Source organism: Streptomyces sp. WMMB 322 (assembly GCF_900090145.1).
Classification (GTDB): Bacteria; Actinomycetota; Actinomycetes; order Streptomycetales; family Streptomycetaceae; genus Streptomyces.
Map to the genome: position 1 here is coordinate 158,621 of NZ_FMHI01000001.1, position 17,417 is coordinate 176,037.

At 70.2% G+C, this 17,417-nt stretch carries 18 protein-coding genes; 7 read left to right on the forward strand and 11 right to left on the reverse strand.

The annotated features are described in order from the left end of the window. The first annotated feature begins 172 nt into the window (after window positions 1-172). Genes H180DRAFT_RS00730 through H180DRAFT_RS00740 form a run of 3 tightly spaced genes read left to right on the forward strand, consistent with a single transcriptional unit; the run spans window position 173 to window position 4,436 of the window. Window positions 173-2,770: a molybdopterin-dependent oxidoreductase gene (locus tag H180DRAFT_RS00730; RefSeq protein ID WP_199822458.1), complete on the forward strand. Its 2,598-nt coding sequence runs from the start codon at window positions 173-175 to the stop codon at window positions 2,768-2,770. After that, on the forward strand, window positions 2,767-3,780 hold the full coding sequence (locus tag H180DRAFT_RS00735) for an FAD binding domain-containing protein (protein ID WP_055483997.1): 1,014 nt from the start codon (window positions 2,767-2,769) through the stop codon (window positions 3,778-3,780). The genes H180DRAFT_RS00730 and H180DRAFT_RS00735 overlap by 4 nt, the downstream gene beginning before the upstream one ends. Beyond that, window positions 3,777-4,436, forward strand: coding sequence for an NAD-dependent epimerase/dehydratase family protein (locus H180DRAFT_RS00740; protein WP_055483998.1), 660 nt, complete (start codon window positions 3,777-3,779; stop codon window positions 4,434-4,436). The genes H180DRAFT_RS00735 and H180DRAFT_RS00740 overlap by 4 nt, the downstream gene beginning before the upstream one ends. A gap of 129 nt (window positions 4,437-4,565) precedes the next feature. Here the strand turns inward: H180DRAFT_RS00740 and H180DRAFT_RS00745 are convergent, their stop codons facing one another. The 4 genes from H180DRAFT_RS00745 to H180DRAFT_RS00760 are packed head-to-tail and all read right to left on the reverse strand — an operon-like array spanning window position 4,566 to window position 7,493. Further along, entirely contained in the window at window positions 4,566-5,618 is a 1,053-nt protein-coding gene (locus tag H180DRAFT_RS00745) for a saccharopine dehydrogenase family protein (RefSeq protein ID WP_055483999.1), read from the reverse strand. Continuing rightward, a complete protein-coding gene (locus H180DRAFT_RS00750; RefSeq protein WP_055484000.1) occupies window positions 5,615-6,094 on the reverse strand; it encodes an SRPBCC domain-containing protein in 480 nt (159 codons plus the stop codon). Before H180DRAFT_RS00750 ends, H180DRAFT_RS00745 begins: the two co-directional genes overlap by 4 nt. After that, complete coding sequence (locus H180DRAFT_RS00755; protein WP_055484001.1) at window positions 6,091-6,927, reverse strand: oxidoreductase; 837 nt, start codon at window positions 6,925-6,927, stop codon at window positions 6,091-6,093. Before H180DRAFT_RS00755 ends, H180DRAFT_RS00750 begins: the two co-directional genes overlap by 4 nt. Then, window positions 6,924-7,493, reverse strand: a complete 570-nt coding sequence (locus tag H180DRAFT_RS00760) for a TetR/AcrR family transcriptional regulator (RefSeq protein WP_055484002.1) — start codon at window positions 7,491-7,493, stop codon at window positions 6,924-6,926. The genes H180DRAFT_RS00755 and H180DRAFT_RS00760 overlap by 4 nt, the downstream gene beginning before the upstream one ends. A 221-nt stretch (window positions 7,494-7,714) precedes the next feature. On the opposite strand from H180DRAFT_RS00760, the gene H180DRAFT_RS00765 reads away from it, so the two are divergent. After that, a complete protein-coding gene (locus H180DRAFT_RS00765) occupies window positions 7,715-8,308 on the forward strand; it encodes a TetR/AcrR family transcriptional regulator (RefSeq protein WP_254665813.1) in 594 nt (197 codons plus the stop codon). 293 nt (window positions 8,309-8,601) lie between these two features. On the opposite strand, the gene H180DRAFT_RS00770 is transcribed toward H180DRAFT_RS00765, so the two are convergent. The 6 genes from H180DRAFT_RS00770 to H180DRAFT_RS30155 all read right to left on the reverse strand — a co-directional run bounded on the left by H180DRAFT_RS00770 (window position 8,602) and on the right by H180DRAFT_RS30155 (window position 12,281). Further along, window positions 8,602-9,129 carry a hypothetical protein gene (locus H180DRAFT_RS00770; RefSeq protein ID WP_055484004.1) on the reverse strand — a complete coding sequence of 176 codons (528 nt, stop codon included), beginning with the start codon at window positions 9,127-9,129 and terminating at the stop codon, window positions 8,602-8,604. Further along, window positions 9,098-9,331 carry a hypothetical protein gene (locus tag H180DRAFT_RS00775; RefSeq protein ID WP_055484005.1) on the reverse strand — a complete coding sequence of 78 codons (234 nt, stop codon included), beginning with the start codon at window positions 9,329-9,331 and terminating at the stop codon, window positions 9,098-9,100. Before H180DRAFT_RS00775 ends, H180DRAFT_RS00770 begins: the two co-directional genes overlap by 32 nt. Further along, on the reverse strand, window positions 9,312-10,835 hold the full coding sequence (locus tag H180DRAFT_RS28885) for a DUF4175 domain-containing protein (protein ID WP_139151332.1): 1,524 nt from the start codon (window positions 10,833-10,835) through the stop codon (window positions 9,312-9,314). The genes H180DRAFT_RS00775 and H180DRAFT_RS28885 overlap by 20 nt, the downstream gene beginning before the upstream one ends. A gap of 5 nt (window positions 10,836-10,840) precedes the next feature. Further along, window positions 10,841-11,557, reverse strand: a complete 717-nt coding sequence (locus H180DRAFT_RS00785) for an ABC transporter ATP-binding protein (RefSeq protein ID WP_055484007.1) — start codon at window positions 11,555-11,557, stop codon at window positions 10,841-10,843. A gap of 101 nt (window positions 11,558-11,658) precedes the next feature. Beyond that, on the reverse strand, window positions 11,659-11,988 hold the full coding sequence (locus H180DRAFT_RS30025) for a hypothetical protein (protein WP_199822459.1): 330 nt from the start codon (window positions 11,986-11,988) through the stop codon (window positions 11,659-11,661). A gap of 62 nt (window positions 11,989-12,050) precedes the next feature. Beyond that, entirely contained in the window at window positions 12,051-12,281 is a 231-nt protein-coding gene (locus H180DRAFT_RS30155; protein WP_055484008.1) for a response regulator transcription factor, read from the reverse strand. Between the two features lie 642 nt (window positions 12,282-12,923). Here H180DRAFT_RS30155 and H180DRAFT_RS00800 point away from each other — a divergent pair. Next, window positions 12,924-13,382 (forward strand): helix-turn-helix domain-containing protein, encoded by a 459-nt coding sequence (locus H180DRAFT_RS00800; protein ID WP_055484009.1) that lies wholly within the window; start codon window positions 12,924-12,926, stop codon window positions 13,380-13,382. A 3-nt stretch (window positions 13,383-13,385) separates the two neighbouring features. After that, the gene (locus tag H180DRAFT_RS00805; RefSeq protein ID WP_055484010.1) at window positions 13,386-13,937 is read left to right on the forward strand and encodes a VapC50 family PIN domain-containing toxin; all 552 of its coding nucleotides are present in this window, start codon (window positions 13,386-13,388) and stop codon (window positions 13,935-13,937) included. Window positions 13,938-13,992: 55 nt separating this feature from the next. On the opposite strand, the gene H180DRAFT_RS00810 is transcribed toward H180DRAFT_RS00805, so the two are convergent. Continuing rightward, entirely contained in the window at window positions 13,993-14,943 is a 951-nt protein-coding gene (locus H180DRAFT_RS00810) for a helix-turn-helix transcriptional regulator (protein ID WP_175437699.1), read from the reverse strand. Window positions 14,944-14,999: 56 nt separating this feature from the next. Here H180DRAFT_RS00810 and H180DRAFT_RS00815 point away from each other — a divergent pair, with 56 nt between their 5' ends. Further along, a complete protein-coding gene (locus tag H180DRAFT_RS00815; RefSeq protein ID WP_055484012.1) occupies window positions 15,000-17,255 on the forward strand; it encodes an ATP-binding cassette domain-containing protein in 2,256 nt (751 codons plus the stop codon). Window positions 17,256-17,417: the final 162 nt, after the last annotated feature.

A 17,417-nucleotide genomic window follows, 5' to 3' on the forward strand; every position in this document is an offset into this window, starting at 1 on the left:
ATACCCGGTTGCTGCAGGTCTGTCCCGCCCCGGCCCCGGGGGAGTGCCCGCACGGACACCCCCCCCGGGGCCGGCCCAGTGCGAATGGTCTGCGATTCATTCCAAGTCCCTTGACAGTCTGACACTTTTAGCTTTGAGTGACAGAATGTCGGAGGAGCGCAGGGAAGACCACGTGACAGTGACCGTCAACGGCCGCAGGCACGCGGTCGACGGAGAGACGGAAGACGACTCGGTCGTCGGCATGGTCCGGGACACACTCGGGCTGACGGGGACGAAGCTGGTGTGCGGCGCGGGTGTGTGCGGCGCCTGCACCGTCCAGGTGGACGGGGCTCCCATGGCGAGCTGCCTGCTGCCCTGCGCCGCGGTCGACGGCCGCTCGGTGACCACCGTCGAGGGTCTGGCCGGCGACCATGCCGTCCAGCGAGCCTTCGCTGCGCACGACGCACTCCAGTGCGGGTACTGCACCCCCGGCTTCGTCATGGAGGCCGCCGCGTTCGTCGACCGCTGGCGGGCCCGCAACGGTGACACGGCCCCCTCCCGCGCCGAGATCGCCGACGCGATGGCGGGTCACCTCTGCCGGTGCGGCGCCTACGAGGGCATCTACGCCGCCGTCGCGGCCGCGTGCACCGGGGCACATGACCTCGAACTGCCCGGCTCCCGGGGCCCGCGGGTGGAAGCGATGGAGAAGGTCACCGGCCGGGCCCGCTACACCACCGACGTACGCCTCGACGGCCAGCTCGAGGGCGTCATCGTCCGCTCCACAGCAGCCCACGCCGTGGTCCGCTCGGTGAGCGCCCCCGGCATGACCGTGGTGGACCTGCTGCCGGACGACCGCACCGTGCGCTACGCCGGGCAGCCGGTCGCCGCGGTAGCCGCACCGACCCTCGCCGCTGCCAGGTCCGCGGCCGCCCGCGTACAGGTGGAGTACGACGAACGGCCCGCCGCGCTCGATACGGCACAGGCCGACGCTCCGGTCATCTACCCGTCGAAGGCGAGCAGGCGCGACGCGCCGGTGTCCGCCGAGGGGCCCGTCATGCCGGCGCGATGGCACGGCAACGTGCGCGGGCCGACCTCGATGAGCCGGCACGGCCGCACGGCCGCCACCCGGGTCGACGAGGCCCGGCGGGGCGGCGATTCCCGGCTGGTCTCGGGGACGTTCACCACCGCCGTGCAGACGCACACCCCACTGGAACCCCACGCCTGCGTCGCCCGCTGGGACGAGGACGGCGACCTGCACCTGTACGTCTCCAGCCAGGCCGTCGGCGTCGTTGCCAAGGAGGCGGCGAAGCGGTGGAACCTGCGCCCGGAACAGGTGCACGCCGTCGCCGAACACGTCGGCGGCGGCTTCGGGGCGAAGCTCGCGCTCACGTCCGAGGTCGTCGCCGCCGTCGAACTCGCCCGTTCCCACGGCGCCCCGGTCAGGGTGGTCCTGGACCGCTCGGAGGAGCTGACGGCGACCGGCAACCGGCCCGGCACCCGTACCGAGCTGAGCATGCTCGCCGACCGTGAAGGCAACCTCGCCGCATTGACCATGGACGTCTACGGCCACGGCGGCGTGTCGGTGGCCTCGTCCGTGGCCTCCCTGGCCCGGCTCATCTACGGCAACGCCCCGCGCCGGCTGCGCGACTTCGACGTCGTCACCAACCACCCTCCGGGCACGCCGTTCCGCGGGCCCGGCGGCCCGCCGATGGCGTGGGCGCTGGAGCAGGCCGTCGACGAGATGGCGCACCGCCTCGGTGAGGACCCCATAGCCCTGCGGCGCCGGTGGGACGGCAACCCCAAGCGGCACGCCCTGTACGACTGGGCGGCGGCACTTCCCGTCTGGGCGAAGCGCCCGTCACCGGGCTCGCAGCACGGACGGTTCCGCAGGGGAGTCGGGGTCGCCGCCGCCAACTGGCTCTACTTCCTCGACCCCGGCACCTCCGTCGAACTCACGGTCTCCGGCGGTGTGGTGTGCGCCCGTACGACGACGCAGGACATGGGCACCGGCATCAGGTCCGTCATCGACGGCGTCGTCCGCGCCGAACTGAACCTGCCGCCCGAGCGGGTCCGCGTCGAGGTGGGGAGCACCGGCACCGTCCACGGCCCCGCCTCCGGCGGAAGCCGCACCACGACCTCGGTCGCACCCGCGGCCCGTGACGCCGCCCGCCGGCTGCGCGCCGCCCTCAGCTCACGCGACACCGCCGGCGCCGGTGACGGCTCCGACGCCGCGTCCTTGCTGCCGCTGCTCGACGAGGCCGACGGCCTGCGCGTCGTCGGCAACCGGGCGCGGGACCGGGGCGGTTACGTCACCCCGTTCGCGCTCGACGACCTCGCCCTCGGCCGCGGCTTCAGCGGCGCCGTGCACGTCACGGAGGTCGAGGTCGACACCCTGCTCGGCAAGACACGCGCCACCCGGGTGTGGGGAGGCATCGCCGTGGGCCACATCTACGCCGAACAGCTCGCCCGGAGCCAGTGCGAGGGCGCGGTCATCCAGGGCATCGGCTACGCGCTGTACGAACAGCGGCACACCGACCCGGGGACCGGGATCGTGCTGACCGAAAACCTTGAGGACTACCGCATCCCCGGCATCGGCGACACCCCCGAGATAGACATCCACTTCCACCACGACGGCTGGGACCACGTCACAGGCCACGGTGTCGGACTCGGTGAGGTCGCCACCATCGGCGTCGCCGCCTCCGTGGGCAACGCCGTCCACGCCGCGACCGGCTGGCGCCCCCGTGACCTGCCGATACGGCCCGACCGGCTCCTCGAAGGGACAGGCCAGTGAAACCGCCATCCGACCTCGACGACATCGTCCGCACCATCGGCGAGTGCGGCGGCGAACTGCGCGCCGGCGGCACCGACGTCATGGCACGTCGGCGCGTCAGGCGCACCGCCGGCCCCTTCGTCGACCTGCTGGGCGTGCCTGCCCTGCGCGGCGTCACCTGGCGTCCGGACGGCTCCGCGCGCGTCGGCGCAATGACCACCGTCATGGAGACGGCCGACGATCCGCGGCTGCGCGCCGCCTACCCCGCACTGACCGCCACCGCCGGAGCGCTGGCCACGCCGCAGATCCGCACCGCCGGAACCCTCGGCGGGAACCTTCTGCAACGCAACCGCTGCGCGTACTACCGCAATCCGCACTTCACGTGCTTCCAGACCGGCGGCGACACCTGCCCCAGCAGGGACGGCCTTCACCTGTACTCCGCAGTCGTCGAGCAGGGCCCCTGCATCGCGCCGCACCCGTCCTCGATCGCGATGGCGCTGCTCGCCTACGACGCGCACGCGGACGTCCACAACCGGGGCCGTATGCCGGTGCGCGACCTCTACGGCGACGGCACGGACCCGACCCGCGACCACCTGCTCCCGCCCACCGACGTGCTCCTCGCCGTCGACCTCCCCGCGCCGGTGCCCGGCGAACGGGCCGCCTACCACCGCGCCATCAGCCGGGCGGAAGCGGAGTGGCCGCTGGTCGAGGCCGTCGCGCGGGTCGTTCTCGACGGCACCACCGTCACCAGCGCCGCCGTCGCCGTCGGCGGTGTCGCCCACACCCCGCTGCGCCTGCCCGAGGTCGAAGCGGCGCTGACGGGAGCAGCGGCCACGCCGGAGAACCTGCTCGCCGCCGCGGCGACGGCGACGAGCAGATGCACCCCGCTTCCGCAGACCGGATACAAGGTCGGCCTGCTGCGTGACACCGTCCTGCATGTGCTGGAGAAGGCCACCGCCGTCCCGGACGGCGAAGCGGAACGCCCCCGTGCAGGGCGTACGGAGGGACTCCAGGAAGGCGGCACGGCGTGAAGGTGATCGTCTTCGGAGCGACCGGCATGGTCGGGCAGGCGGTGTTGCAGGCATGTCTGCTCGACCCCGGCGTCGACTCCGTCCTCGCGGTCGTACGACGCTCCACCGGACGGCACTTCGGCAAGGTCCGCGAACTCGTGCACGGGGACTTCCACGACTTCTCCGCCATCTCCGGTGAACTCTCCGGGTATGACGCCTGCCTCTTCTGCCTCGGCGTCTCCGCCGTCGGCATGGACGAAGCGGCCTACAGGCGCGTCACCTTCGACATCACCATGGCGGCGGCCCGCGTCCTTGCTGAGCACAACCCGGGCATGACCTTCGTCTACGTCTCCGGGCAGGGCACCGACAGCACCGAGAGCGGCCGGAGCATGTGGGCACGGGTGAAGGGTGCGACGGAGAACGCGCTGCTGGACCTGCCGTTCTCGGCGTACATGTTCCGCCCCGGCTACATCCAGCCGCGCGGTGTCACGTCCGGGACGAAGCTCTACAGAGCGGTGTACGCGGTGACCCGCCCCCTCTATCCCGTCCTGCGCAGGCTCCTGCCGAACAGTGTGACGAGCAGCGACCGGGTCGGGCGTGCGATGGTCACCGTCGCCAGGACGGGCGCGCCCAAGCGGGTACTGGAGACCCGCGACATCAACGAACTCGGCGCGTAGGGCGGGAGAACCCCGGCAGTGGGAAGTTACTGCCCCGGCAGCGGGAGACCGCCGCCGGGGAGCGAGTCGGCTCCGGCAGGCTGCCCCTGTGCCGGAACGCCATGAGGCGGCGCACCGGCTTGCGCGGGTTCACATCACGTCCGTGCGCCGGACTCCGTCGATCTCGAGGACGAGGTCCGGCCCGTAGACGGATGCCGGTGTCTGGAAGCCCGGAGTGAATTCGCCGGCGAGGACACGTTGGAGCAGCAGGCGGGCCGTCCGCGCGGTGAACTCGTAGGCCTCGGGCCCGTGCATCGTGGCCGTCACGCGGCGTCCGTCCGGAGCTGTGGCCCGGCCCCAGATGTGGCTGCTGCCCTTGGCGAGTTCCTCTTCGTCCGGTCCCGCGGGAAGACGGCGGACCAGCGGGTCGAGCAGCCGGTACCAGGCCCGCGAGCCGAAGAGCCGGGGCAGGCGCGCGGCGAGGCGCATCAGCACCCGCACCGGCGCGGGCAGCGCCGTATAGGTGTCGATCGTGGGGATGCCGGTCGAGTGCGCGGCGGTGAGCAGGTCGGCACGCCACGGGTTGGACGCCACGGTGACGGGACCGGCACCGAAGTCCGCCTTCTTCGTGACCGCCGCCGCGCGATGGCGGACGTAGGAACCGCCCTGCCTGCGCACACCGGTGCGCGGAAGATCGCGCAGCAGCGTGGAGGCGGTGCCGCGGGAGAGGCCGCCCACGGTCTGGAACGCGATCTCGAGACGGTCGGCACCGGACAGGCGCCGGTGCAGGTGCACGGCGAGACTGTCGGTGGGTACGACGCCGAAGCCGGCGCCGGGCAGGAGCATCACCCCTGCCTGCCGGGCGCGTTCGCCGAGGCCGGCGGCGATCTCGAACTCGGGGACCTCGCCGGCGAAGTCCAGATAGTGGGTGCCGGTCTCGATGCAGGCCTCGATCAGAGGCCGCGAGGTCCGGCCGAAGGGGCCCGCGCCGTTGAGGACGACCGTGACGTCCGCGAGTCCCCTCCTCACGGCTGACGGGTCGTCGAGCGCGAACGCCCGTGTGGGCAGGCCGAGTTCACGCCCGATCGCGGCCGTCCTGTCGGGGTCACGTCCGGCGAGCACGGGACGAAGGCCCGCTTCGGCGGCGCGCGCCGCGGTGAGACGTCCCATGTAACCGGTGACGCCGTAGATCAGGGCGGTCATGCCGGGGCCCTCTCCGCGGTCCGTACGAGTCCTTCGAGCCAGCGCTGGTGCTGGCGGTGCAGCCCTCGGCGCATCAGCGGGGCGATGAGCCTGGCCGCCAGGCCCCGCTGGACCTCCTCGGTGACGATGACGCTGCCCCCGTCGCCGGCGGGCCGGATCTCCCAGCGGTGGTATCCCCGCGAGCCGAGGGCTCTGCCGTCCCAGGCCAGGCGGCCCGGCGGGAGGAACTCCCGCACGGTGCTGGTGACGCGCAGGCCGAAGGTGGTCCAGTGGAACGTCCTGCCGTCGCCGAGCCGGTCGTATCCGGGCTCGATGGAGACGTTGCGTGAATTGGAGTACCAGCGCGGCCAGTTCGCGGCGTCGATGAGGACGGGCCACAGCCGCTCGGGCGGCAGGCTCGTACGGATCTCGTTGTGCGAGAAGACGGGGCTGCGGGCCGGTTCGTAACCGCGTGGCCAGCCGTGCCCGGTGTTCACGTGCCCGTCCTGAACTGCATGCGGAGGTAGGCGTCGAACACGCCGGCGCCCAGCAGCCGGCGTGTGTGGACGAGGAGCTTCGCGGCAGGCGTGACGACGTAACGGGTGCGGGGACGGCGCGCGGTGGCTGCGTGCTCGATCGTCCTGGCGACGGTCTCGGGGGTGGCCGAGAACAGGTTCGAGCTGTAAGAGGTCTCCATCTGCTTCTCGTTGGCCGTGCGGAGGGCGGCGTACGGGCCGGACGGGGTGGCCGAGGCGGCCATCGTCTCGGCCGCGGTGGCGCCGAACGCGGTGCGGATCAGACCGGGTTCGATCAGGCTGACCTTGACCCCGAAAGGTGCCGCCTCGAAGCGCAGGGCGTCGGTGATGGCCTCCACCGCGTACTTGCTGGCGTGGTAGTAACCGCCCACGGGGAAGACCAGACGCCCGCCCATGGAACCGACGTTGACGATCCGGCCGCGGCCTGCTGCGCGCATGCCCGGCAGGACGAGCTGGGTCATGCGGGAGAGTCCGAAGACGTTGGTCTCGAACTGGCGGCGCACACCGTCCAGTCCGGTCTCCTCGATCGTGCCGTACTCGCCGTAGCCGGCGTTGTTGACCAGCACGTCCACGGCTCCGTGTGCGTCCTCGACCTCCTTGACGGCGGCCTGCATGGACGCCTCGTCCGTGACGTCCAGCGCGAGGGTGTGCGCTCCGGCATCGGCGAGAGCCGACAGGGACGCGGTGCTCCGGGCCGTGGCATAGACGGTGAGGTCCTTGCGCCGGACAAGGCGCTCGGCAGTGGTTCTGCCGATCCCGGAGGACGTGCCGGTTATCAGTACGGTCTTGGTCATGACGGATCCTTGAGGGTGTCGAGGCCGGCGACGATGAGCGCCACTCCCTGGCGCAGCCGGCGCAGCGGTGTTTCGGGTGCGGAGAGGTCGGCCTCCAGGCCGCGCGTCAGCGCGAGCAGGAGTTCGGCGACCTCCCTGGAGTCGATGTCCGGGTGGGCCTGCCCCAGGGTCTCGGCGAGCAGGTCGTACATCGCCTCGTCGTACTCGGTGATCAGGTCCGCGGACGCGCGGGCGTCGATGCTGAGGAGTTCGGCGGCGTGTGCGGGGCTGTCCCGCCACACCGTCATCACCAGGTCGAGCTTCGCCTCGAGCGCGGCGGTGAGCTGCCCGGTGAGGTCCGGCTTTCCCGCGGCGGCCCGGCGTGAGGCCGTCAGCGCCTCGTCCAGCATCCGCCGCACGAGGCGCCGGAAGGCGTCCTCCTTGTTGCGGACGTACTGGTAGACCGCAGGGCGGGACATGCCTGCCTGCTGTGCGAGATCGTCCATGGTGGTGCGGCGCACTCCGTGCCTGGTGAAGCACACGTAGGCGGCATCGAGAATCTTTCCCACTCGCTCGTCGTCCAACATGCTGACACTATACGTTCATCATGTCAGAACGTCAAACCGGGCGACTGTGCGACATCGCGACGTCGCGACAGGCAAGGCCCGGCCGAGTGCCCGGCCGAGTGCCCGGCCGAGCGCTCCGCCGCGCGTCCTGCCGCGCGTCCCGCACTCCGGAAGCGCACCCTCCCACCCGCGCGGTTATCCGTCCCGAGCCACTCGGTTCGCTTATGCCCTATCCTGCCCGCGTGAGCGATGACCGTGGGGCCAGGAGCGCGGGACGGCCGCGGTCGGCGGAGAAGGACACGGCGATCCTGCGGGCGGCACTGGAACTGCTGGCCTCGCACGGCTACACCCGGATGAGCCTGAACCAGGTCGCCTCGGCAGCGTGCGTCAGCAAGTCCACCATCCACCTCCGTTGGAAGACCAAGGCGGACCTGGTCACCGCGGCCCTGGAAGCGGCGCGGATGGTCAGCGCCCAGCCCCTCACCGGGGACGTCCGCTCGGACCTCGTCGCGATCCTGGACGACTTCGCGACGACGGTGCAACAGGTACGCGGCATGGCGATGATCGGCACCTGCCTCGCCGAGGAGGCGCACACCCCCGAGCTGCTGGCACTGCTGCGCGAGCGTACGGTGCTGCCCCGCCGGGCGATGCTGCGCGACGTACTGGAACAGGCCCGTGAGCGCGGGGAGATCGTCGCGGACGCCGACCTGGAGACCGTCGTCTCGGCGCTGCTGGGTCCCTTCTACGCCGACTACATGGCCGGCCGGGGCGGTTGGCCGGGCTGGGCGGAGAACGCCGTGGACCTGGTCCTCGCAGCCCTGCGTCCCCCGTCCTGAGGCAGCAGAGCCCCCCTCTGCCAGGTCCGCTCGCAGGGGTTCAGCGCCGGCGTGAGCGTGCCGTTCCCGTACGGCCCCTTAGTGCACGGGAGTTCACGAACCGGCCGGGGGGTTCGGGGAGTTCGCGAACCGGTCGGGAGGTTCAGGCAGTTCGCGCACCGGGCGGGGTGCGCGCAACGCCCGCTGTTCGGCGGCTGCTGAGGCCCGTGGCGGGGGAGTACGTGGTACGGGAGTCCGTGGCGCGGGAGCCCCCTGGTACGTGACCGGGTCTGGTACGGGGCCGGGCCCGTCCGTCACCGTCCGTCCGCCGCCTTGCCGTCCGCACGCAGACTCTGCCGGAGAGCGCGGCCGTCGCCGAAGAACGGCAGCAGGAACACGATGTGCGCGAGGTACCACCAGGACAGGGACCGGTCGAGGCCGGAGAGCCACAGGACGGCGCCCACCGCGAAGCAGGCGGATGGCCCGGACAGGGCCACCGCGGCCGCCTGTCGCGCGGTCATGGTCCCTTCCGGGACCACCGACGTGCGTAACACCGTGCGCTCGACCGCGATGTGCGTGACCGTGCCGATCCGCTTGAGGACGACGACGTGCGCCGACTCGTGCAGAGCGAACGCGGCCACCAGGCCCAGGGCGGCCGGTTTGACGAGCAGCACCCACGCCATCGTGGCCGGCACGGAGTCGCCCGAGCGCGCCATCCAGACCAGGGCCGCGGCCCAGAGGACACCGACGAACGCCAGCAGCGGCCACACCTGCGCGGCCACCGCCCAGGCGACGGTGCGGACCTTCAGGTCATCTGCCGGACGCGCTGAGGAGCTGCTCACGGCGCTGCTTCAACCCCCGGTAGATGGCCTGGGTCACCGTCAGGAACGCGGTCAGCACCAGGAACAGGACGATGAGCGGGACAGGGTTGTCGACTCCGGTGGTGATGCCCAGTGCACCGTTGTCCTTCTTCGCCGTCTCGAAGACCATCGACCCGAAGAACGCCTTCCGTTCGACGATCTGGTCAGGGCCCGTTGAGAACATAAGGCTGAGCAGGGTCACCACTGCGGTGACCAGCGTCAGCAGCGCGGCCCCTATGGCGGACTTCACTACCGACATGGCCTTGATCATTCCTTCTCCTCGACTCGCTTGTGTGGATTCCTTGGATCGCGTACCAGACGAACGCGACGGCGCCCCCCGCAAGGCAGAGGATCACCGCCCAGGGCGGAAGGCTGAGCAGACCCAGCCCGATCACCGACAGGCCGAGAACGACGATGAAGACGGACAGCCCCAGGAACACCGAGAACGGGTTGTCCTTCTCCGCCGGGAACACGATGCTGATGCACGTGGTCACCCCCGCTCCGCCCACGCAGGACGCCAGCGCCACCGCGCCGGAGAGGAACCGGTGCGGGAAGACCGCGACTGTGATCGCGAGAGCGGGCACGGCGAACACGGCGAGCAGGACCAGTTGCGCCCTGATGAGCCGCACGTACACCCGCCAGGCCGGTTCCTCCGCGCCGGGCAGCGCCCTCAACTGCCGTGTGGCGGTGAACTGGTAGAGGCCGCCGAAGGACAGGGCGGCGAGACCCCACAGGGGGTGCACCGGGGATCCGGTCATCAGCAGGTAGGCGAACACGGCCAGCGCCATCGCGGCGGCGGCCACGGTCTGGGCGCTGCGCAGCAGGCACCAGTCGTAGGGCCCGAGAACGGCCCGCAGCCGCACGCTTCCGGGGAGTTTCAGGTAACGGGCCTGACGTACGTGCTGGTTCGGGGCGAGCGCGAAGACCAGCGCCACGAGCACGGACGACACTGCAGCCGCGGCGGCCGTCGTCAGCCACGGCCCGTGTTCGTTCCACGCCCAGGACACCGAGGTGACCCACGTGTATTCGGTCCGCTTGCGGAGGTACGCGCCGGAGACGTCCCGGATCATCGGCGTCATCTGCGCGAAGTAGTACGCGAGCACCGCGAACAGGGCCAGCACGTTGAGGATGCCCGCCATCCTGCTGAGCCCCAGCAGCATCCACAGCCGGGTCAGCAGCTGGTAGAGGACGGACAGGCCCAGGTAGGCCAGGACGACGGGCAGCACGACCGACGCGGTGATGTATCCGCTCGCCGACGGCCCGAGGATGATCAGGGCGCTCACGGAGAGGGAGACCAGGCCGGCGGCGGCCACCACGGCCGTCATCACCGCCTCGTAGAGGAGGAACGCCGCCGAGCGTTCCCGGTTGGTGACCGGCAGCTGGTAGCTGAGCTGAAGCATTCCTTCGGCGTTGATGAACAGCACCTTCACCAGGAGGAAGGCGATCTGCACCCAGAGAAGGACGGAGACCGTCGCGGTGTCGAACAGCAGCCGCCACACGGCCGCTTCGCCGGCCATGGGCCGCAGGAAGTAGTACGAGGCGGTGCACATGGCGCCCAGGAGCAGAACCGCCGCCACCACGACGAACACTCTGACCGGGGTGGACTTCAGGAACCCGGCTCGCAGCACCCGGCGGACGAAGAACACGAGGAGCATCCGGGCCAGGACAGCCGAGTGCTTCAGCCGCACGCCGGTCACCGCTCGGACGTCTCTAGGTAGTCGAACACCATGGCGGCGACCGATCCGTGTTCCTCGACGAGGTCCCTCGTCTGCTCGTCGCGCACCACGTAACCCAGGTCGAGGAAGAGGGTCCTGTCGGCCAGGCGCTCCAGCACGGCGAAGTCGTGCGTGCACAGCAGGATCGAGCCGCCCTCGTCGCGGACCCTCCTGAACTCCTTCTCGGCGAGGTGCAGTGCCTCGATGTCGATGCCGTTGAGGGTCTCGTCGACGACGATCAGCGGCGGGCGGACGACGAGCGCGGAGACCAGCTGGGTCTTCTTGCGCATGCCGTGCGAGTAGTCCTCGATGAGGTCGTCGTAGCGGCCTTCCATGGCGAACTTGCGGAAGAGGCCGAGGGCTTCACCGTGGTCGACGTCGAGGCCGAACAGTTTGCCCATCATGGAGACGTACTCGCGTGCGGTGAGGAACTCGGGAAGGTAGTCGTTGCTGGAGAGGTAGACGGCCAGCTTCTTCGCCTCGGGCCGGGCGTGCTCGTGGCCGCCGATCCGGATGGACCCCGACTGAAGACGTACGAGGTCGAAGATGTTCTTGATCAGCGTGGACTTGCCGGAACCGTTGGGTCCGACGAGGCCGACGATCGTGCCTTCCTCGACCGTGAGGGACACGTCCAGGAGAACGTTGACAATGCCGTCGTAGGAGTAACTGACGTCGTTGACATTCAGAAGAGACACTGTCGCGGGATCCTTTACCGAGTCCGTCGAACGGGGTGGTGTCCAGGAAGCCCGGGTGCTGACGGGGCTTCCTGGACACCGTGCGATCAGCCGTCAGGCAGCTACACGCATTCGGCGCTGACCTTCAGGCCGAAGTCCTTGAAGGACCAGCTGCCGGTGAAGCTCTTGTCCTGGTACACCACGCACCAGATGACCAGCCCGGCGTAGATGGTGGCGCCCAGGCCGAGGATGACGGCGGTGAAGATCAGGAACCAGGCGTCGTAGCGGAGAAGCCCCTTGTCGACCTTGGCTCTGATCGACGCGAGGGCGCGCTCGGGCGCGTTGGTCGCAGCCACGTACGCAGCGATCGAGGCGGACGTGCGCGCGCTGCCGGACTTCGACGTCACCGGCTCGGCGGTCGCGGGTTCCTGTACGAGAGTTGACGCAGACACAGTTTTCTCCTCTGGGGTCGGTGTTGACCCGGTGAAAATTGTCATGCTCATGGTCAATGCGGCTAGTGTCCTGAAGGGCACCGCTCGATGCATTTCCGGTAGTTCGCGATGACGGCCGCCTGTGCGCGAGAGGAGATCTCCAACTTGGTGAAGACGCCGGCGACATGCTTCTTGACCGTCCGCTCGGCCACGTGCCAGCGGCCCGCTATGACGGAGTTGGAGAGGCAGTCGCCCAGTGCGGCGAGAACTTCGCGCTCACGGGCGGTCAGGAGAGACGGGTCCGCGTCGCGCACCCATGGCGGAAAGTCGATCCCTCCGCAGCAGACATGATGCCCCGCGTGGTCATCGCGTCTGTCCGATGGCAGTTCCAATTCCCGAACCCCCGTGGCTGCGGTCACGCGCTTGTGCGTACGGCCGCGCACGACCTGGTCGGCATGGTGAGAACCCCTTGCGCAGCGCTTACCGTAAGTGCGGCCTGAACGGCGGGCAATGGAGCGAAATGAGCTGGCGCTTATTCGACTACGAGGGATCAGTCGGCGGAATCATGACTGCACTGTGAATCTGCAAGGACATCGTGTGAAGATCCGTGAAAGCGGAATGACGGGGTGCGGACGGGTGCGCTCCGGAAGTGGCCGATACTCGTCGGGTGCCATGGCTCCTTTTCGGCTCAGGTGGCCACTTTCGGCCGTCGTCCGGGTCCGGTGAGCGGGTCTTGACCGTCGGCCGGGTTTGACTCCTTGTTCACGTTCGACTTCGTGGCGCGGATGGCGGGTCAATCCAGGCGCCGGTTGCCGCTCGTCCGGCACGTACTGCGATGGAGGCCTGCCGGGGGCTACGGCACTCGCTTCACCTGTTGCACTTGTTTCGATTGCTGCGAATAATGGAAGAGTGTGGACAGGTCCGTCACACGCCGCCCACCATCGAGGGAGCCGATCATGGCAAGGACCGACATCCGTCCGGTGGGGCTGCCCCCGGAGGAGAAAGAGACCGCAGACCGTGCCCTCTCTCAGGTGCGCAGCTACCTGCGGCGGCATCGCGAGACCCCGCGGATAGCAGTCAGGGTCGAGGGGGAAGAGGCTGAGCCGCTGACCCTCCCACGGGAGGCCGTGGAGCTCCTGGCCAGCATGCTGGCGCACATGGCCGCGGGCCGCAGGGTCTCCCTGGTGCCCCATACCGCCGAGCTCACGACCCAGCAGGCCGCGGATCTGCTGAACGTGTCGCGGCCCTTCCTCGTAGGGCTGCTCCAGGCAGGCGAGATCGAGTACAGAACCGTGGGCAAGCATCGGCGCATCACGGCCTCCTCGCTGATGGAGTACAAGCGCAAGGACGACGAGCGCCGCCGGGAAGCTGCCGACGAGCTCACCCGCCTCAATCAAGAGATGGGACTGGACTGACGCGTGGCCTTCGTCGCCCTCTATGACGCGAATGTTCTGTATCCGAACACGGTGCGCGACCTGCTGATCCGCATAGGCATGGCCGGGCTCGTCCAGGCGAAGTGGACGGACCGGATTCTGGATGAGACCTTCCGGAACCTGACGGCCAACCGGCCCGACCTTACGGAGAAGGTCGCCGTCATCCGCCAACGGATGATGGGCGCGGTCCGTGACTGTCTGGTCACCAACTACGAGCCGCTGATCGACGCTCTGGATCTTCCCGACCCGGACGACCGTCACGTGCTGGCAGCAGCGATTCGCGCAAAGGCGCAGGTCATCGTGACGTACAACCTCAAGGATTTCCCAGAGGACCGGCTCTCTCCGTGGGATGTGGAGGCCAAGCATCCCGATGCCTTCGTGGAGGACCAGATCGATCTGGACGCCGCCGCCGTCTATGCGTGCGTCCGCCAGATCGCTGACTCGATGAGGAGGCCACCCGGCACCGTCTCGGATGTACTCGACAAGATCGAGAAGGGTGGCCTCGTCGCTTCGGCGGCAGCCTTACGAGCCCTTTGACCGCACCGGATACTCTGCCGCGGTGCTGCCGCGTGCTGCCGGACCGCGGCTGCGTTCAGGCCCCCGCGAGGCGGGCGGCGAAGTTGTGGAAGGCTGTGCGGAATTCCCCGGGTTCCTCGATGGTGACGTCGGCGCCCAGGAAGGCGAGTGCCGGCAGCAGCCACTGCCAGGAGTCCAGCATGAGAACGGCGCGGGTGCGGCCGTCCTCCGCCGTGGTGAGGTCGACGTCCTGGCGGTTGAACGCGTCGGCCACCGCTGTCATGGGGGCGTCGAGGGTCAGTACGACGCGCCGGCGGTGGCGGTTCATGCCCTGCCGCAGGTAGTCGAGGCCGGTGCCGGCCGGCAGCGGGCGGGGCGTGAACGTGCTGCTGTGCACACGCAGTTCGGTGACGCGGTCGAGGCGGAAGACGCGCCAGTCGTGCTTGTCGGTGTCCCAGCCCAGCAGGTACCAGCGGTGGTGCAGGTGGATGTGGCGGTGCGGCTCGACCCGACGGGTGGTGGCCTTCCCGTCGGCCCCGACGTAGTGGAACGTCACGGCGTGCTTGTGCGCGATCGCCTCGGCGAGTCTGCTGAGGATCTCCGCGCTGGTGCTGGGCGCGGGCGCCGGCATCGTCTCCAGGCTGGCGCGCAGCGCGGCCGCACGGGGACGCAGTCGTTTGGGCAGGTACTGGTCCAGCTTGCCGTAGGCGCGGACCGCGGCCTCGTCGATGCTGCCCTCGCCCGCGCTGCCGGTCGCGCCGAGCGCGGCCAGGCCCAGGAGGGTGGCGATGGCCTCCTCGTCGTCGAGCACCAGCGGAGGCATGGTCTGCCCGGCCGCGAGCCGGTAGTGGCCGCCGGGCCCAGGCCGGGTCTCGACCGGATATCCGTAGCCGCGCAGCCGGCCGATGTCGCGGCGCAGGGTGCGCGGGGGAACGTCCAGCCGGGTCGCCAGTTCCTCGCCCGTGAACCGTCTTCCCGACTGCAGCAGCACGAGCAGCGCGAGGGTCCTTTGCGTCACGTCAGCCACGGGGGCATCGTAATCGCGGCCGTTTTCCGGCCGCATCGTGTCCTAGGGTCCTGGTCATGGCGCAGCAGAGCATCCGTATTCGCGGGGCGTGCACGCACAACCTGCGGCACCTGGACCTCGACGTGCCCCGTGGCCGGATCGTGGTCTTCGTCGGTGTCTCCGGTTCGGGGAAGTCGTCGCTGGTCTTCGACACGATCGCCGCCGAGGCCGGCAGTCAGCTCAACGAGACCTATCCCTCCTGGGTCCGCAACCGCCTGCCGAAGTGGACCCGTCCCGAGGCCGCCCACATCGAAGGGCTCTCCCCGGCGGTGGTGATCGACCAGCGGCGGCTGGGCGGCAGCGCCCGGTCCACGGTCGGCACCGTCACCGACATCTGGACGTATCTGCGGCTTCTGTTCTCCCGGGTGGGCACTCCGCACGTCGGCGAGGCCGCCTGCTTCTCCTTCAACGACCCCGCCGGCATGTGCCCCACCTGCTCGGGCCTCGGCGAGGTCGTGGCCGGCGCCGTCGAACGCTTCCTCGACGCGGAAAGGTCGCTACGCGAGGGCGCCGTGCTGCTGCCCGGATTCGGCGTCGACGGGTACTGGTACTCCAACTTCGCCGACATCGGAGTCTTCCCGCTCGACAAGCCGATGCGCGAGTGGAGCCCGGAGGAGCGCGACGCGCTGCTGTACGGAGCCAGTGCCGCCGGAGCGGTGGCGAAGAGGCTCCCCGGGGACCACGAGGGCCTGGTCGGGCGGTTCGAGCGCATCTACCTGCGCGGCTCCGGCGACATGTCGCAGCGCAAGAAGCAGACGCTCACCGAGTTCACCCGCTGCGAGGTGTGCCCGGACTGCCGCGGGGACCGTCTGCGCAAGGAGAGCCGGAGCGCCACGGTGCTCGGCCGCACCATCGGTGAGATGGCGCGGATGGAGGCCGGCGAACTCGCGGAGCTGATCAAGGGGGTGACCGGCGCGGGCGTCGCGCCGGTCGTGGAGGCGCTGGCGGACCGGCTCCGGGCCATGGTCACCATCGGGCTCGGATACCTCCACCTGGGCCGTGCCACCGCGACGCTCTCCGGGGGCGAGTCGCAGCGGATCAAGACCCTCCGGCACCTGGGCAGCAGTCTCACCGAGATGATCTACGTGTTCGACGAGCCCACCGTGGGGCTGCACCCCCACGACGTCTCCGCCATGACCGAGTTGCTGGGGCAACTGCGGGACAAGGGCAACTGCGTCCTGGTCGTCGAGCACGACCCGGCGGTCATGGCCGTCGCGGACCAGGTCGTCGAGATCGGGCCGGGCGCAGGCGAAGACGGGGGCACGCTGGTCCACCAGGGCACCTTCGACGGGCTGCGCCGGGGCCGGAGCGCCACGGCGGCCGCACTGAGGCGGCACCGGCGCATCAAGGAGGAGCCGCGCACGCCGCGGGGGCACATCACCGTGGCCGGCGCGACGCGCAACAACCTCAGGAGCGTGACGGCGGACATCCCCACCGGCGTGATGACCGTCCTCACCGGCGTGGCCGGCTCCGGGAAGAGCAGTCTGGCGGCCGAACTGTCCGACCAGCACGACGCCTTCGTCATCGACCAGAGGCCGGTCAGCACCAACCGCCGCTCGACGCCCGTCACTTACACCGGGATCGCCGGCCCCGTCCGCAGGCTCTTCGCGCGCCGCAACCACGTCGCCGCGGGCCTGTTCAGCGCCAACTCGCAGGGCGCCTGCCCGGACTGCAAGGGGCTCGGGGTCATCCGCACCGACCTCGCCTTCATGGAGGAGCAGGAAACGGTCTGCGAGACCTGCCGGGGACGCCGCTTCTCGCCCGAGGTTCTGCAGTACACGGTGGACGGGCTGTCCATCGCCGACATCGACGACCTCACCGTCAGCGAGGCCGTCCACCGGCTCCCGGACCCCGCGATCGTCACGGCGCTGCGCCATCTCGACGAGGTCGGGCTGGGGTATCTCCGCCTCGGCCAGCCGCTGACGGCTCTCTCCGGAGGCGAGTGCCAGCGCGTGAAGATCGCGAAGGAGCTGCGTGACTCGACCGTCCCGGCCCTCTACGTTCTCGACGAGCCCACCACCGGCCTGCATCTGCGGGACGTCGACACCCTGCTCGGTCTCCTCGACGGGCTTGTCGACCGGGGGCACACCGTCGTGGTGATCGAGCACAACCTCGACGTCGTCCGGCGGGCCGACTGGATGCTCGACCTGGGCCCCGGCCCCGGCAGGCACGGCGGGCGGATCCTCTACCAGGGGCCCGTCGCCGGCATCACCGGGACGGCCACCGCCCAGGCGCTGCGCGAGGACGGCCCGGCGGCCCCGGCCGCCGGCTGACGCCTGACGTCTATCGCCTGACGTCTGACGCCTTTCGCCTTCACCCGGGCCGCTTTCCCTGAGGGGGGTGCTTCAGCAGGGCAGGCGGTACGCGCGGTGCGGGAGGGCGGCGGAGGAGGCGCCGGGGAAGCGGTGCCTCCGGGCACGGAACGGGGGCCGCCG